This is a genomic window from Mesorhizobium sp. B2-3-4, assembly GCF_006442315.1.
Taxonomy (GTDB): Bacteria; Pseudomonadota; Alphaproteobacteria; order Rhizobiales; family Rhizobiaceae; genus Mesorhizobium.
The window spans coordinates 106,218-122,128 of sequence record NZ_VFVY01000010.1; the positions used below are offsets into that span (position 1 = coordinate 106,218).

The 15,911-nt window shown below is 64.0% G+C and carries 11 protein-coding genes; 4 read left to right on the top strand and 7 right to left on the bottom strand.

Annotated elements, in window-relative coordinates; genetic code table 11:
• Positions 1 to 90: 90 nt before the first annotated feature.
• The gene (locus FJ967_RS16960; protein WP_140732969.1) at positions 91 to 6,651 is read left to right on the top strand and encodes a kinesin; all 6,561 of its coding nucleotides are present in this window, start codon (positions 91 to 93) and stop codon (positions 6,649 to 6,651) included.
• Positions 6,652 to 6,700: 49 nt separating this feature from the next.
• On the top strand, positions 6,701 to 7,315 hold the full coding sequence (locus tag FJ967_RS16965; protein WP_140732970.1) for a 3'-5' exonuclease: 615 nt from the start codon (positions 6,701 to 6,703) through the stop codon (positions 7,313 to 7,315).
• Between the two features lies 1 nt (position 7,316).
• Here FJ967_RS16965 and FJ967_RS16970 read toward each other — a convergent pair whose 3' ends face one another.
• Positions 7,317 to 7,922 (bottom strand): TetR/AcrR family transcriptional regulator, encoded by a 606-nt coding sequence (locus FJ967_RS16970; protein ID WP_140732971.1) that lies wholly within the window; start codon positions 7,920 to 7,922, stop codon positions 7,317 to 7,319.
• 90 nt (positions 7,923 to 8,012) lie between these two features.
• On the opposite strand from FJ967_RS16970, the gene FJ967_RS16975 reads away from it, so the two are divergent.
• Positions 8,013 to 8,537: a DinB family protein gene (locus tag FJ967_RS16975; protein ID WP_140733066.1), complete on the top strand. Its 525-nt coding sequence runs from the start codon at positions 8,013 to 8,015 to the stop codon at positions 8,535 to 8,537.
• 35 nt (positions 8,538 to 8,572) lie between these two features.
• On the opposite strand, the gene FJ967_RS16980 is transcribed toward FJ967_RS16975, so the two are convergent.
• The 4 genes from FJ967_RS16980 to FJ967_RS16995 are packed head-to-tail and all read right to left on the bottom strand — an operon-like array spanning position 8,573 to position 12,654.
• Positions 8,573 to 9,226 (bottom strand): ABC-type transport auxiliary lipoprotein family protein, encoded by a 654-nt coding sequence (locus tag FJ967_RS16980; protein WP_140732972.1) that lies wholly within the window; start codon positions 9,224 to 9,226, stop codon positions 8,573 to 8,575.
• A 38-nt stretch (positions 9,227 to 9,264) separates the two neighbouring features.
• Positions 9,265 to 10,638: an MlaD family protein gene (locus FJ967_RS16985; RefSeq protein WP_140732973.1), complete on the bottom strand. Its 1,374-nt coding sequence runs from the start codon at positions 10,636 to 10,638 to the stop codon at positions 9,265 to 9,267.
• Positions 10,639 to 10,652: 14 nt separating this feature from the next.
• Positions 10,653 to 11,462, bottom strand: coding sequence for an ABC transporter ATP-binding protein (locus tag FJ967_RS16990; protein ID WP_140732974.1), 810 nt, complete (start codon positions 11,460 to 11,462; stop codon positions 10,653 to 10,655).
• A gap of 4 nt (positions 11,463 to 11,466) precedes the next feature.
• Entirely contained in the window at positions 11,467 to 12,654 is a 1,188-nt protein-coding gene (locus tag FJ967_RS16995) for an ABC transporter permease (RefSeq protein WP_140732975.1), read from the bottom strand.
• A 77-nt stretch (positions 12,655 to 12,731) separates the two neighbouring features.
• Here FJ967_RS16995 and dgcA point away from each other — a divergent pair, with 77 nt between their 5' ends.
• On the top strand, positions 12,732 to 13,715 hold the full coding sequence (dgcA, locus tag FJ967_RS17000) for an N-acetyl-D-Glu racemase DgcA (protein WP_140732976.1): 984 nt from the start codon (positions 12,732 to 12,734) through the stop codon (positions 13,713 to 13,715).
• Here dgcA and FJ967_RS17005 read toward each other — a convergent pair.
• Both FJ967_RS17005 and FJ967_RS17010 read right to left on the bottom strand, forming a co-directional pair.
• On the bottom strand, positions 13,686 to 14,900 hold the full coding sequence (locus FJ967_RS17005) for an MFS transporter (RefSeq protein WP_140732977.1): 1,215 nt from the start codon (positions 14,898 to 14,900) through the stop codon (positions 13,686 to 13,688). The genes dgcA and FJ967_RS17005 overlap by 30 nt on opposite strands.
• Before the next feature lie 129 nt (positions 14,901 to 15,029).
• Positions 15,030 to 15,845, bottom strand: coding sequence for a UDP-2,3-diacylglucosamine diphosphatase (locus FJ967_RS17010; RefSeq protein ID WP_140732978.1), 816 nt, complete (start codon positions 15,843 to 15,845; stop codon positions 15,030 to 15,032).
• Positions 15,846 to 15,911 lie beyond the last annotated feature (66 nt).

Below are 15,911 nucleotides of genomic sequence, written 5' to 3' on the forward strand. Positions count from 1 at the left end.
ACGATACGAGGGTCCATTTTCAGCCTCCTGCGCGGGGGTGCCAGAACCAGAATTATAAGCCCGCGGCAGCTAGTACAGGGTAGCGAAGGCATGGCGAAGAAACCAACGACGAACACCAGAACTCTCGACAGCGACGTGGCCAGGGAGCTCGAAAAAGCTCTCGACCTCGATCTGAGCGGCGATACCGGCAGCGGTGACCTCGACATCGCGGCTTCGATGGAAGATCTGGAAGCGCAGATATCCCAGGCCGCCGACGAACTGGCGCGCGAGGGACGCAATCAGCAGCCGGCGCCCGTCGCGGCGGCGCCCGTCGTCAATCAGGCCCAGGCCGCGAAATCGGCGCCAAAGGCCAAGCCGGCTGAACTGCGCCCGGCCGAACTTCGCCCGGTGGAAACACGCAATGGTGGTCAGCCGGCAGGCTTCGCACCCGCCAACGACGATCGCCAGAAAGACTACAAGACCCTTCTGCACAGCCTGAACAGGCGCGCCTCCAACACAATCTACTGGGTCATCGCCTTTGTCTCGCTCGCCTGGATCGCGGGCGCCGGCGGGCTGGCGAACCTGCTTTTCGGGCCGAGCATCTGGCGCATCAGCACGCTGGACCAGTTCTTTGCGCGTCCCGAACTGATCGGCCTTGCCGTCGCGGCAATCGTGCCGGTCATCCTGTTCTGGGCCTTCGCGGCGATGATCCGCCGCGCCCAGGACATGCGCATCGCCGCGCAATCGATGACGGAAGTGGCCTTCCGCCTCACCGAGCCGGAAAACATGGCCCAGGATCGCGTCATGATGATCGGCCAGGCCGTTCGCCGTGAGGTGGCCGCCATGGGCGAAGGCATCGAACGCACGCTTGCGCGCGCCGTGGAACTGGAGACGCTGGTCCACAGCGAGGTCAACCAGATCGAGCGTTCCTATTCTGAAAACGAGACCCGGATCCGTTCGCTGGTCGACGGATTGGGCAGCGAGCGCGAAGCGGTGGTCAGCCATGCCGAACGCGTGCGCGCCTCGATTGCCGGGGCGCACGAGACGTTGCGTGATGAAATCGGCGCGGCAAGCGACATCATTCGCGACTCGATCCTCAACGCTTCGACCAAGCTGTCGATGACCATCACCAATTCCGGCGACACGCTGATCGACCGCATCAACGAAAGCTCGATGTCGATCTTCGATTCGGTGGAAGGCCGCCTCGACAACATCACCGACCGGCTTTCGACCTCCGGCGAGGCTTTCGCCAGCCTGCTCGACACCCGTATCGCCAAGCTGACGGACACGACGGACGGCTTGACCCGGTCGTTGACCGACCTGCTCGACGACCGCACCACCGGCATGGTGTCGCTGCTCGGCGGTGCCGCACGCACCCTCAGTTCCGAATTCGAGGCCAGCCTCAACGGCATCGAGCGCACCTTGGCCGAACGCGGCCAGGCGCTGATCAGCGAGTTCCAGACCCGCGCCGAAGCGCTGGACACCGGCACGCAGAAGCTCAATGCGGCCCTTGAGGCCCGCGCTCGCCAGATCAACGAGACGCTCGTCGAGCGTGCCCGTGAGATCGCCCACACCTTCGCCGAGAGCAAGGACACGCTGTCGGCCATGATCGATCAGGGCAAGACGCAGATCGGCGCCGACATGGCCGACATCGTCACCTCGACCTCTTCCATGCTCGAAGCGCGCGCCAGCGATTTCGCCGGCCGCATGGAAGCAGCCCGCCATGTCGTGTCGCGTTCCTTCGACAGCGACATCCAGCGGCTCGCCGATGCCCGTGTCGGCATCGAGGAAGCCGTCGAGAACCACAGCCGCAAGCTCTCCGAGAGCCGCGAGCGCATGGCGGCCGCCATGCAGGCGGACCTGGCGAAATTCGCCGAGGGGCGCGCCGGCATCGATGCGGCTGTCACCAACCAGGTGCAGAAGCTGGCCGAAGGTCGCGGCCTGATAGCGCGTGCGCTCGAGGAAGACCTGCGTAAGGTCAACGAATCGCGCGCGGCGATCGACGCGTCGCTCGGCAGCCACCTCGAAAGGCTGGAAGAAGGCCGCAACCGGCTCTCGCTGGCTCTCAACGAAGACTCTGGAAAACTGGTTCAAGCTCGTACGATCATTGATGAAATGGTCGCCGGACATGTCGGTAAGCTTGCCGAAGGTCGCAACATTCTTTCGCGCGCATTGGAGGCCGATCTCGGCAAATTGTCCGACAGCCGCGCCGGCATTGACGGGCTCGTTGCCGGCCAGGTCGAGAAGATCGCCGAGGGTCGCGCCGTGCTCGCCAAGGCGCTCGAGAACGACATCGCCGGCATCAAGAGCCTCATCGAGGCGCATTCTGCGAAACTGGCGGAAGACCGCACGCAACTTGGCCGTTCGCTCGAAAGCGACCTGTCGGGCATACGCGGCCTCATCGACAGCCATTCGGGACGGCTGGCCGAGGACCGCGGCCTGCTCTCGCAGACGCTTGAAGCCGACCTCGCCAAGCTGGCCGAGAGCCGCTCCAGCATCGACGGGCTGGTCGCCGGCCAGGTCGAGAAGCTGGCCGAGGGCCGCGACATTCTCAAGCGTGCGCTGGAATCCGACCTCAACACGATCAAGAACGTCATATCGAGCCAGTCGGACAGACTTGCCGAGGATCGCGGGCAGCTCTCGCGCGTGCTCGAAGCCGATCTGCAGAATGTGAACAGCGTCATATCAGACCACATGAACAAGCTGGTTCAGGATCGCTCGACCCTGTCGAAGGCACTCGAGGACGATCTTGCCAAGCTCGCCGAAAGCCGCTCCGGCATCGACGGGCTGGTCGCCGGCCAGGTCGAGAAGTTGGCCGAAGGTCGCGACATCCTGCGCCGCGCCCTGGAAGCCGACCTCAACACGGTCAGAAACACCGTTGCCGACCAGTCCCAGAAACTGGTCGACGACCGGGCCCAGTTCGCCCGCGCGCTGGAGGCTGATCTCGAAACCGTCAACAGCCTTGTCAACAGCCACTCGGATCGGCTGGCGCAGGAGCGTTCGACACTGTCCAAGGCGCTGGAAGCCGACCTCGACACTGTCGGCGGCCACGTCAACAGCCACACCGAGCGGCTTGCCCAGGATCGTTCGACCTTGTCGAGAGCGCTCGAGGCCGACCTTCTGACTGTCAGCGGCCACGTCAACAACCACGCGGAACGGCTCGTCCAGGAGCGTTCGACCCTGTCGAAGGCCCTCGAGGACGATCTTGCCAAGCTCGCCGAAAGCCGGTCCAGCATCGACGGTCTGGTCGCCGGCCAGGTCGAGAAGCTGGCGGAAGGCCGCGATGTCCTCAAGCGCGCACTGGAAGCCGACCTTGCCAAGCTGGCCGAAAGCCGCTCGAGCATCGATGGCCTGGTCGCCGGCCAAGTCGAGAAGCTGGCGGAAGGCCGCGATGTCCTCAAGCGCGCACTGGAAGCCGACCTTGCCAAGCTCGCCGAAAGCCGCTCGAGCATCGATGGCCTGGTCGCCGGCCAAGTCGAGAAGCTTGCCGAGGGCCGCGACATTCTCAAGCGCGCGCTCGAAGCCGACTTGCAGAAGCTGACCGAAAGCCGCGGCGATATCGACGACATCATCGCCGGGCATGTCGGCAAGCTGGCCGAAGGCCGCAATATGCTGAGCCGCGCGCTTGAAGACGATCTCGGCAAACTCACCGAGACCCGCAAGGACGTCGATCGCTCGCTGTCGGGCCATATCGACCAGATCGCCGCCAGGAGCACCGACATCTCTGCCGCGATCGCCGCCGACGTCGACAAGATCGAGCAGGCGTTCAGCCGCCAGACCGGCATCATCGAGGAGCGCGCCGGCACCATGGAGCGTGCGCTGTCGACCGGTGTCGACAACGTCCGCTCCGTGCTCGAGAAGAGCGCGGTCTTCGTCGCCGGTGCCTTGCGCGAAAAGGTGCTGGAAGTCACCAGCACCTTGCACGAACAGGCCGGTGCCGCCTTCAGCGACGCCGACCGCAAGATCGCCGAGCGTGCCGAACAGACGTCCGCCGCCCTGCTCGCCCGGGCCGAGGATATCGCCCGCACCTTCGAGGAGGCCGATCGCCGCTTGCATGCCCGCGCGGAAGATACGTCCAACGCCCTGCTCGCCCGCGCCGACGACACCTCCAGCTCGCTGCTGGCCCGTGCCCATGAAACGGCCGATCAGCTGGCTGCCCGCGCTGGCGAGATCGCCGGCACCTTCGATATGGCGGACCAGAAAATGGCCGCTCGCGCCCAGGCAACCACCGATCAACTGGCAGCGCGCGCCCAGGCGACGACCGACCAGTTGGCTGCCAGGGCCCAGGACACCGCCGATCACCTGGCCGCCCGTGCAAGCGAGATTGCCGGCACCTTCGACGCGGCCGACCAGAAGCTGGTCGCCCGCGCGGTGGAAACCGCACAGTCGCTGGCCGCTCGCGCCGGCGACATTCTGCGCAACTTCGAAAGCGCCGACCAGCGGCTCGGCATGCGCATCGGCGAATCCGCCGAGGCACTTGCCGCCCGCGCCTCGGACCTCGGCCGCATCTTCGATGCCGCCGACCAGCAGCTGGTCTCGCGCATCGCCGAAGGGTCGGACGCGCTGTCGAGCCGTGCGTCCGAGATCGGCCGTATCTTCGACGACGCCGACCAGCGCCTGGTTTCGCGCATCGCCGACAGCACCTCGACGATCGGCGAGCATGCACAGACCATCGTCGGTGCCTTCGCCAGCACCGAGCAGAGGGTCGCCGATCGCGCCCGCCAGACTGGCCAGGAACTGGCCGTGCATGCCCGCGAGATCGAGCAGGCACTTGCTGGCGCCGACGAGCGTCTGGCATCGAGCGCGGCGGCCGCGGCCGCCCGTGTGGAAGAGCAGATCGCCGGCGTCGAGAATAGGCTTGCCTACACTGCCGAGACGATGGGTCAGAGGCTCAACGAGCAGGTGTCGACCGCCGAGGCGCAACTCGTATCGCGCGCCAATGTGATCGCGGAGACCTTCACCGCCGTCGGCCAGCATATCGGCCAGAGCACCAACGACGCCGCCAAGACGATCGGAGCCAACACCCGCGAGCTCAACACCATGCTCGCGGCGCGGTCCGCCGAAATGTCGAAGATCCTCGACGAAACCGCGCGGCCTTTGGTCGAGCGCTTCGCCCAGGGCGGCTCGGAACTGCAAAAGAGCATGGAAGAGGTCACCGAACGCGCCACCGAGAAGCTGCGCAGCGAGAACGCGGCTTTGGTCAACGCGCTCGCCAGCCGCACCGCCGAAACCTTGTCGGCGGTCGAGGGCGCCCGTTCGTCCCTCTCCGACAGCGTCGCCGATCTCATCGGCCGCATGACCAAGTCCAGCTCGCAGCTCGGTCAGCTCATCGAGCAGGCCGCGGTCAATCTCGGCCAGGTCGATGAACGCCTGACCGGCAGCACCCAAAGCTTCGCGGCGACGACCGAAAAGGCGGCGCAGACCTTCGCCAGCTCGGCGCGTCTGGTCGATTCGAACACGACGAGGCTGACGGAACTATCCTCGTCGACCTTGCGCGAAGTCGCTTCGATCGCCACCAAGTTCGATGAACACAGCCGCCTGCTCGCCGGCGCTTCGGACCTCCTGAGCTCGGCCCAGAGTAACCTCGAGCACACGCTGGAAAGGCAGTCGTCGCTCGAGGATCTCGCCGTCGGCCTGGTCAAGAAGTCGGAAGATCTCGAAAGGGTCATGCGCTCTTTCGAGAACCTCGTCGGCCAGACGCTGCAGAACGCCGAAGGCAAGACGCTGGAGTCGGCCGACAAGATCCGCAACGCCATCACGGAAGTCGTCGAGTCGGCAACCAGGCGCTTCGCCGATGCGACCGAGGAAATGCGGCGCACCGCCGGCTCGATCAAGAGCGAACTCGACCTCACCCGGGCCGAGCTCAAGAAAGGCGTCATCGAGATGCCGGAAGAGGCCAAGGAATCGACCTCGGCCATCCGCCGCGCCGTTTCCGAACAGATCAACGCCTTGAAGGAGCTTTCGGATATCGTCGCGAAGTCCGGTCGCGGTGGCGACTCTTCGGAGCCGCGCCCCTTGCGCCCGGCGCCGCAGGCTCCGGCGGCACGCGCCGCCGAGCCGCCACGCCGCGCCCCGGCGCCGCAGGCTGACCTGCGCCCACCGCAGGCCCCTCTGGGCGGCGCGGGACTGCGCGGCACGCTCGATCTGGAGCGCCCGGCGGAGGCGGCACCGCGCCAGCGGGCAGCCGACGCCAACACCCGCGCGCCGCAAGGTGGCTGGGTGCGGGATCTGCTGACCGCGGCGTCCAACGAGGCCGACCTCAGGCCGGCGGCCCCTTCGGCGCCTGCCGAAGCGCCGCGTGCGGCCCCTGCCCAGCGTTCGCCGCTGCACGTCGTGGAATCGCTGAACTCTCTGTCCGTCGACATCGCGCGGGCCATCGACCACGACGCCTCGATCGAGTTGTGGAACCGCTACAGGCGCGGCGAGCGCGACGTGTTTACGCGCCGCCTCTACACGCTGAAGGGCCAGCAGACCTTCGACGAGATCCGCCGCAAGTACCAGGCCGAGGCCGAATTCCGCGCCGCCGTCGACCGCTACTGCGACGACTTCGAGAAGCTGCTCAAGGATGTCTCGCGCAACGACCGCGACAACATCATGGCGCAGACCTATCTCACCTCGGACACCGGCAAGGTCTACACCATGCTGGCCCATGCCAGCGGCCGTCTCCACTGAGCGGCCGACGAGCTGAAAAACAAGGAAGGCGGGATTTATCTCCCGCCTTATGAAGACGGCAATCATCTTCGACTGCGAATTCCTCTGCCTCGAGGGCTCACAACGCAGATTCTGGTGCGCGGCGCACGATCCCGATCCAATCATCGCGCAGATAGGTGCGGTCAGGCTCGGCCTCGAAGGCGATTTTCCCGTGCTGGACACGCATAAAGCCTATGTCAGACCGGTCGACCGGTTTGGCCGGAAATACGCGCTTGATCCATTCTTCACGGGGCTGACCGGCATCACCGAGGAGATCGTCGAGGCCCAGGGCGTCGGGCTGGAAGAGGCGCTCGCCGACGTCGATCGGTTTTCCGCAGGAGCGCGATTCTGGTCCTGGGGCAAGGACGAGTTGAACATGGTCGCCATCAGTTGCTATGTCGCCGGCATCGAGCCTTCCATCCCAGCCACGCGCTTCGACAACGCCGTCAAGCTGCTGATCGCGGCCGGCATGCCGATCGAGGACCTGGCAAGGACGCCGAGCAACAAGCTCGCGGACTATTATGGCGTCGAACACCCGCCCCTGCGGGGCCATGATGCGCTCGATGACGCGCTGTCCCTAACCTATACGCTGCAGCATCCGATGCGGGCTGGAAAGCTGCTGCCCGATATCTTCGAGCGCGTATAGCCTAGGCGGCGGCTTTGGGATTGCCGTCGGCAAGGTAGAGGCTGACCAGCCGGATCAGCTCGCTTTGTACAAGGGGGTCCGCCAACATGCCACGGCGCGCGGCATTGTGAATCACACCGTCTATCGCATCTGAAATGATGAGAGCGGCGGTGCGGTCGGCCTCGCCACGCCGGCCATTTCGGCAGGCGGCTACGGCCTCTTCATAGTAGCCGAGATACTCAATCTCGAATTCGCTGTTGGGATTGCCGTAGTCGCCCGAGCCTGGCGCCTCATCGAGCAGCACCCTGTGCAATCCGGGATGGATGCCATGAGCCGCGACCATCGCGCGAACAAGGTTAGCCACGAATTGAACTGGCGACAGCCCGTCAGCCCTGGATTCCCGCATCACAGCGAGACAGTCATCGAGGTGCCGCCGGCGGATGGCGTCGACCAGCGAGAGCTTGTCTGGAAAATACTGGTAGAGCGAACCAATGCTGACACCGGCCAGGTCCGCGACCCTGTTGGTCGTGAATCCGGCCCATCCTTCATCGCTCAAAATGCGAGTACCAGCCTCCAGGATCGTTTCGACCGTCGCGCGGGAACGGGCCTGTCGTGGCTCCTTGCGCATCTCCGGCCGCTGTTTGGCAACGCGAGTAGACATAGGATCCTCCGTAATGTGAGTAGATTACTCGCATTACGTCACCTTAGAAAGGCAGCCATCGGCATGTTGCTCCAGAAACTCTATGCCTATCACGCTTGGGCCAACAATGACCTGTTCCACAAATTGGCGACCCTGGACCAGGACAGGCACAAGGCCGAGCTGCACACCGCCTTGCGGCTGGTCAACCACTATCATGTCGTAGCCCGAATCTTCGCCGCGCACCTGACCGGCGCGCCGCATGGCTATACGTCCGACAACACGGACGGGACGCCAACGCTGAGCGAGCTGCGCGCCGCCGTGGCATCCTCCGATCAATGGTATCTTGATTATGTTCGCGGCGTCTCACCCGGAGATCTGACGCAAGCCGTCGCCTTCACGTTCACCGACGGCGACAAGGGCTACATGACCAGGGAGGAAATGCTGACCCATGTAGCCTTGCACGGGGGCTATCACCGGGGCGAAATTGGCCGGATCCTCTGGCAACTTTCCATTACCCCGCCCTGGGACACCTTTGCCGTTCATCTTCACCAGACCGAGCCGACACGCCGTCAGCGGGGCACCCAGCAGTCCGTGCCGGCATAGGTAGCTGTTTCGCGATACTTTGGAGCCTGACTGGTTCAGATCTGCGATTCGGTCCAGCGAACGATTTGCCTGGCCGCGTCGCCGAAGGCCGCGTCGAGCGCGCCGACATAGGCCGGGTTGCCGCTGCCCGATACCGGTGCGGATGCGGTGAAGCTCTTGGAAGCCCTCACTTCGCCGTTGCGATCGTTGAGCAGGCGCACGAACAGGTCGACCTCGGCATGTTCACCGCCATTGACGCGCACCTCGAAGGACCGGACCTCGACGATCACCTGATAGTCGATCGCCAGCCCCTCGCCCGGCTTGCCGACTCCGGCAAAGCTGCCTGAACGCTGGAAGGTCTCAGCCAGCCGAGCCTGCACGATCAGCGGCAGGCGGTCGGCCCACTGGGCGCCCTTCAGATACTGGATCGAGCGGTCGGAGGGTTTGATGACGATGTTCTGGCTGTCCAATGCCTTGAGCGCCGAAGGCTGGGCGATCAGGATTTGCTTGCGGCTATGGCCGTGCGCGTCGACCGATGGCGCCGTCAGTTCGAACGTATCGAGGGGAGCGGGCTTGCCGCCCAACGCCGCACAACCGGCAACGGCCAGGACAAACAGCAGCGCCGCAGCCGATTTCAACCCGCTTGTTCCAAGCCTACTCAACGTCACGCGTGATCCCCGTTGTCCCCGGATACTAAGATCAACCCGCATTCACGAGCCCTTGTTCTTGCGGCGGGCCGGCGCCGAAGTCAACGCCGCGCCCTGCCGTCGAATTGCCGAACCTCGCCGTCGCCACCCGAAAGGATGCGCTGCGGATTGCGGCTGAGATCCGTCACCGCCTCTTCGATGCGGTTGATCGAGCGGCGGCTGTCCTGGACGAGCGCCTCGACATTCTGCAAACCCTGGCCCGAGAAGCGCGCCAGATTGTCGGTGATGACCCCCAGGCGCGCATTCAGCGTATCGGCGACCTGCTTGAAGGATTTGAGCGTATCCCTGGCGTCGGCCATCACGCCATCGGCCTGTCCCGAGCCGAGCAGCTTGTCGACCTTGGCGAGGATGCCGTCGACCCGCACCGAGGCGTCGTTGAGCCGCTGCGCCAATTGCTTGGCATCCTTGATTGTCTGGTCGATGTCGTCGGCCCGGTTGGCGATCTTGCCGGTCACCTCGGCTATGTCGGCGGCGGCCTTGTCGGCGCTGTCGCTGGCCTTCTTGATATTGGCCAGCGCTTCGCGCACCTGCGCCGGGTCGATGCCGTCGAGCACACCGTCGACCTTGGCCAGCGTACCTTGCGTCTGCTTGGCGAAATCGTTGACCGAGCCCACCGCCGTATCGACGTTCTTGATCACGCCATCCAGTTGCTGCGAGGTTTGCTTGAGATTCCCCGTCACCGCATCGACATTGGCAACGATGCTCTTGATCTTGTCCTTGTCGACGGCATTGAGCAGGCCTTCCGCCGCCTTCAACGTGCCGTCGAGCTTGCCGGAAACGCCCTTGAGTTCGTCCGACAGCGCGCTGACGGCGGACAGGAATTTGTCGATGCCGTCGGAATTCTTCGCCAGCGCATCGGAGAACGTCTGCACGTTCTGCACCGTCTGCGTCAGCGGGCCGCGGACGTCCTTGGTGAAGCCTTCCAGCTCCGTCAGCACCTTGTCGGCGCGGGTGAAGATGTTCTGCGCAGTCTGCAGCAGATTGGTCACGGCCGAAGGGTTGGCGACGATCTCCGCGACCTTGCCTTCCTTCTCGGCCTGGTCGAGCAGCTTCACTTCCTTGGGATCGGCGCCCTTGAGCTCGATATTGGCCTGCCCGGTCAGGCCGGCAAGGCCGATGTCGGCCTGTGTCGACTTGGTGATCGGCGTCATCCGGTCGATCTCGGTGTCGGCGATGGCGACAGTCGGATTGTCGACGTCGATATAGACGCGTTTGACGTCGCCGACCTTGACGCCGTTGAACAGCACGAAACTGCCGCGGCCGAGACCCGAGGCCGAGCCGGGAATGCGCACGCGCAACAGCGTCGTCTCGCCCCTGTCGCCGATTGCGGCCGTCCAATAGACGAAACCGAACGCCGCCAGGATCGCAACCAGCGTGAAAATGCCGACAATGACGTAGTTGGCTCTGGTTTCCATTGCTTCACTTATGGCTATGCGCGCGCCGCAAGATCAAGCTGCCGGGCGCGTTTTCCGCGGAAATAGGACTTTACCCACGGTTCCTCGCTCTTCAGCATGTCGTCGATGGTGCCTTCGACCAGCACCTTTTTCTTCCCGAGCACCGCCACGTGGTCGCAGGCGGTAAACAGCGTATCGAGATCGTGGGTCACCATGTAGACCGTCAGATCCATGGTGTCGCGCAGCTTGACGACGAGCTCGTCGAACTCGGCCGCGCTGATTGGATCGAGGCCCGACGTCGGCTCGTCGAGAAAGACGATGTCGGGATCGAGCGCCAGCGCCCTGGCAAGCGCCGCACGCTTGATCATACCGCCGGAGAGCTCCGAGGGGAATTTCTGCGCCGCATCCCGCGGCAGTCCGACCAGCTCGATCTTGAGCAGCGCCAGCTCGTCCATCAGTTTCCTCGGTAGGTCGAGATATTCGCGCATCGGCACCTGCACGTTCTCCATGACGGTCAGCGCCGAAAACAGCGCACCGTGCTGGAACAACACGCCAAGACGCATGTCGATGCGCAGCCGCTCGATATCGCTTGCCTTGTCGACATCGACGTCGAAAAGCTTGATCGTTCCCGACTGCTTGGGCATCAATCCGAGAATGGTTCGCAGCAGGACCGACTTGCCAGCACCCGAAGCACCGACAAAACCAAGGATTTCGCCGCGTTTGATGTCGAGCGACAGCTTGTCGAGGATCAGCTTGTCGCCAATGGCAACGGTGACGTCGTGCACCGACAGCACGATCTCGCTCTCATCCTCATGCTCCAGCTTGATCCCATTGCCTTTCGTCATCCGGTCAAAACTCGATCGCTGCGTAAAACATGGCGAAAAGCCCATCGAGGATGATGACGACAAAGATCGACTTCACGACCGAGGCGGTGACGTGCTGGCCGAGCGATTCGGCGCTGCCGCCGACTTTCATGCCTTCGACCGAGGCGATGGTGCCGATGATCATGGCCATGAACGGCGCCTTGATCAGCCCGGCGAAAATGGTGCTGAGATCGATGGCGACGCGCAGCCGGTCGATGAACGCGGCCGGCGGAATGTCGGAGTATAGCCAGGCGGCGACGATACCGCCGCCGAGCGCGGCAAAATTGGCGATGATCGTCAGGCACGGCAAGGCGATCACCAGCGCCACAAGGCGCGGAAACACCAGGACGCCGATCGGATTGAGGCCGATGACCTTCAGCGCGTCGACCTCTTCGCGCATCTTCATCGAGCCGATCTCGGCGGTGATCGCGCTGCCGGAGCGGCCGGCGATCATGATTGCCGTCATCAGCACGCCGAGTTCGCGCAGGATCAGCACGCCGACGAGATCGACGACGAAGATATCGGCGCCGAAATAACTGAGCTGGTAAGCGCCCTGCTGGGCGACGATGGCGCCGACGATCGCCGACATCAGCACCACGACGGGGATGGCGCCCACCCCCATGCGATCGATCTGGTTGAAGATCGCCGCGGGATTGACCGCATGACCGCGGCCGAGCTTCATTTGCGCGCCGCGAATGGTGGCGCCCAATATGTTCATCGAGGCGAGGAAATCGTCGCGCATCTCGTAGACGCGCCGGCCGACCGCCTCCAGCATGCGGATGACGATGTTGGGAGGCCGTTGCGGACCGGATTCGGGCTCACGCCTGACGGCCTCGCTGACCGCCTCGAGCAGGATGGAAGCGATCTCGCTCTGGCCCTGCAGCGCGACCTCGACATTCTTCTTCTCGAACACGCTGACCAGCCGGTCGATCAGCCAGGCGCCGGCGGTGTCGATCTTCTCGATTTTCGAAAGATCGAGCGTCAAGCTCTTGAACCCGCTTCGTTTCTCGATCTTGCGCATATCGGCGTCAATCGACGCCACGGTCCGCGTCGTCCAGACGCCGGAGAACGCGCAGACGAGCACGCCGCCCTCCTCCGCGACCGCCACGCGCGGGTCGTGGTCAGCCCCCGAGGCGGTCGTGCCGCTTGCGTCGCGTTTGCCGATGGTCAACATGGCGTCCTGTTTAGCCTGATGGGTCCGACCTTGTCGATTTGCCGACAACCCTTCTCGCACAGCCGGAGCAGAAAAATATGGCGCGTGTCATTTCGGTCGAGGCCGAGCGTTTTCCGATCGCCGGCATCTTCACCATTTCGCGCGGCTCCAAGACCGAAGCCGAAGTGATCACGTGCACGATCAGCGAAAACGGCCATGTCGGGCGCGGCGAATGCGTTCCCTACAAGCGCTATGGCGAGACCATGGATGGCGTGCGCGGGGCGATCGAGGCGATGCGCGATAGGATCGCCGGCGGCATCGGCCGCATCGCCTTGCTGGATGCAATGCCCGCCGGGGCGGCACGCAACGCCATAGACTGCGCCCTGTGGGACCTTGAGGCCAAGATCAACGGCAATCCGGTGGCGGACCTGATCTCGCCGGCCTCGCTACATCGGCTCGAAACCGCCTACACGCTGTCACTCGCCGAGCCCGAGGCAATGGCGAAGCAGGCCCGCGCCAATGCCGACCGGCCGCTGCTGAAGGTCAAGATCGGCGGCGAAAACGATATCGCCTGCATCCGGGCGGTAAGGCAGGCTGCGCCCGAGAGCCGATTGATCCTCGATGCCAATGAGGGCTGGACCGATGACAACATTGTCGCGAATCTCGCCTTTGCCGCCGAACAGGACATCGCGCTGATCGAGCAGCCGCTGCCGGCGGGCCGGGACGGTATCCTTCGCCACATTGCCCACCCGGTGCCGCTCTGTGCCGACGAAAGCGTGCACGAGGCAAAAAACCTCGAAGCGCTTGTCGGCCTTTACGACGCCGTCAACATCAAGCTTGACAAATCGGGCGGGCTGACGGCGGCGCTCACCTTGCGCGACCGCGCCCGGGAGTTGGGTTTCGGCGTCATGGTCGGTTGCATGGTCGGCACGTCGCTCGCCATGGCGCCGGCGGTGCTTCTGGCGCAAGGGGCCGATTTCGTCGATCTCGACGGTCCGCTGCTGCTTGCCCGCGATCGTGTACCGGGCCTCGTTTACCAGGGTTCGCTCGTCTCACCCCCGGACCGCGCGCTTTGGGGCTGATCGCGCCGCCAACCCGATCAGCACCAGCCCGACGATCGCAATGGGGATCATTACCCAGAAACCATCGACGCCGAGCCGGTCGTAGAGCGGGCCGGAGGCAAGGGTGACGGCGGCCATGAAAAACCCGTTGAAGAAATAAGCGATGCCTTGCGCCGCACCGGTGCGCTCTTCGGAAACGGTTTCACCGATCATTTTCTGCAGGCCGATCAGCACCATCGCGACGGACACCGAGTGCAGCGACTGCACGGCGAAAAAGCCGCCGACGCCAAGCCCGAGCGGCCAGACCAGCGGAAAGGCGATCCAACGCACGATCGAGCCGATGCCGGCGATCACCATCACCCGGACAACCGACACGGATGCGAAAATGCGATTGAAAAACAGAAACATGCAGACTTCGGACACGACGCCCCAGGCCCACAGCAGGCCAACGACGGAATCGCTGATGCCGATCGATTTCCAGTAGATGGAAACGAAACCGTAGAGGAAGGCGTGGCTGGCGGTAATGATGCCGACGCCAAAGGTGAAATAGAGAAAATAGGCGTTGAACAGGCTCGGCGCCGCGTGCTGGATTTCGGCGGCTGACAGTGGCGAGGCCTTGCGTGGCCGGCCCATGCGCGGTGCGAACAAGGCAGCGACAAGGGCTGCGGCAAGTGCGATGAATATGATCACCGGCACGGCCTTGGCTCCTGCCGCCGTCAGGATGAAGCCGCCCACCACATTGGCGCAGAGATAGGAGATCGAGCCCCATTTGCGCATCGCGGTGTAGTTCGAGCCGAAGCGGCGCACGCCGGACAATGCAAGCGAATCGGCCATTGGCGAGTGCGGTGTCCAGACGATCGTCAAAAGCAGCGACACGGCCAGCACGGTCACGTAGGTCGCCGGCAGGAAATAGCCGGCCGAAATAACCATCGTCGCCGCGACCAGCGCGATGTAGACGTCGGCGCGGTCCTTCGCCCGGTCGGCAAGCGCCGTCAGCATCGGCGTCGTCAGCACGCGCAGGAACATCGGCGCGGCAAGGATGACGGCGATCTGTTCGGCGCCGAAGCCTTTCGCCTGCAGCCAGAGCGGAAAATAGGGCAGATGCGTCCCTTGCGAGACAAACAATGTCGCGAAGATCAGGCTCATGCGCAGTTCGAAATGGCGCGGCTTGACGAGTTGTTCTGGCGAAAGCGGCGGCAGCGACATGAATCGATCCAATCACGCCGCGCTCGACTGGCCAGCGACGTGGACCGATCCCTTAACATGACGGAAAACCAAGCGAAACCGGCTGGACCACTCGATTTAACCCGAGAAAGCAAGATGGTCGGCCTTGCCTCAGGCGGCTTGCACGACCCTGTCCTCGATGAGCATGGGAATGAAGGGCTCGTCATGCACTTCGGGCAGGACATGCGCCCAGGTCAGGATTTCCATGCGCCCGTCGAAATGCTCGACCACCGCGGTACAGCTCTCTACCCAGTCGCCGGTGTTGATGTACTGCACGTCGCCATAGCTTTCGATGGCCGCGTGGTGGATGTGCCCGCAGATGACGCCGTCGACATGCGAGCGTCGCGCCTCTTCGCTGAGCACCGTCTGGAACGAGCCGATGAAGTTTACCGCCTTCTTGACCTTGACCTTGGCCCAGGACGAAAACGACCAGTAAGGCAGGCCAAGCAGCTGGCGCAGCCGCGTGATCACCCGATTGACCTGCATGGCGGCGTCATAGGCATGGTCGCCGAGATAGGCGAGCCAGCGCTGGTTGTGGACGACGGTATCGAACTGGTCGCCGTGGATGACCAGCAGCCGTCGGCCATCGGCGGTCTCGTGGATGGCGCGGTCGGCGACGACGATGCCGCCGAAGTGCACGCCCTGGAACTGGCGGGCGAATTCGTCGTGATTGCCGGCGATATAGGTGATCGAAGCGCCCTTGCGCGCCTTGCGCAATAATTTCTGCACGACGTCATTGTGGCTTTGCGGCCAGTGCCAGCTGCGCCTCAGGCGCCAGCCGTCGACGATATCGCCGACCAGGTAGATGATGTCGGCGTCGTGGTAGCGCAGGAAATCGATCAGGAAATCGGCCTTCGCCGCCTTCGAGCCGAGATGGACGTCGGAAATGAACATGCTGCGGAAAGTGCGGGGCTCTTGGCCTGACATCGCGGATTCACCCTTGCTTTCGAGCAGCCTATGCCCCGATTCATGCAACAACCGTATGACGGTTGC

Coding starts and splice junctions, on each gene's coding strand:
- FJ967_RS16990 (WP_140732974.1), bottom strand. CDS start 11,462: ATGACGAAAGGCAATGGGATCAAGCTGGAGCATGAGGATGAGAGCGAG.
- FJ967_RS16960 (WP_140732969.1), top strand. CDS start 91: ATGGCGAAGAAACCAACGACGAACACCAGAACTCTCGACAGCGACGTG.
- FJ967_RS16970 (WP_140732971.1), bottom strand. CDS start 7,922: ATGCGCAAGGAGCCACGACAGGCCCGTTCCCGCGCGACGGTCGAAACG.
- FJ967_RS16965 (WP_140732970.1), top strand. CDS start 6,701: ATGAAGACGGCAATCATCTTCGACTGCGAATTCCTCTGCCTCGAGGGC.
- FJ967_RS17005 (WP_140732977.1), bottom strand. CDS start 14,900: ATGTCGCTGCCGCCGCTTTCGCCAGAACAACTCGTCAAGCCGCGCCAT.
- FJ967_RS16980 (WP_140732972.1), bottom strand. CDS start 9,226: ATGCGGGTTGATCTTAGTATCCGGGGACAACGGGGATCACGCGTGACG.
- FJ967_RS16985 (WP_140732973.1), bottom strand. CDS start 10,638: ATGGAAACCAGAGCCAACTACGTCATTGTCGGCATTTTCACGCTGGTT.
- dgcA (WP_140732976.1), top strand. CDS start 12,732: ATGGCGCGTGTCATTTCGGTCGAGGCCGAGCGTTTTCCGATCGCCGGC.
- FJ967_RS17010 (WP_140732978.1), bottom strand. CDS start 15,845: ATGTCAGGCCAAGAGCCCCGCACTTTCCGCAGCATGTTCATTTCCGAC.
- FJ967_RS16995 (WP_140732975.1), bottom strand. CDS start 12,654: ATGTTGACCATCGGCAAACGCGACGCAAGCGGCACGACCGCCTCGGGG.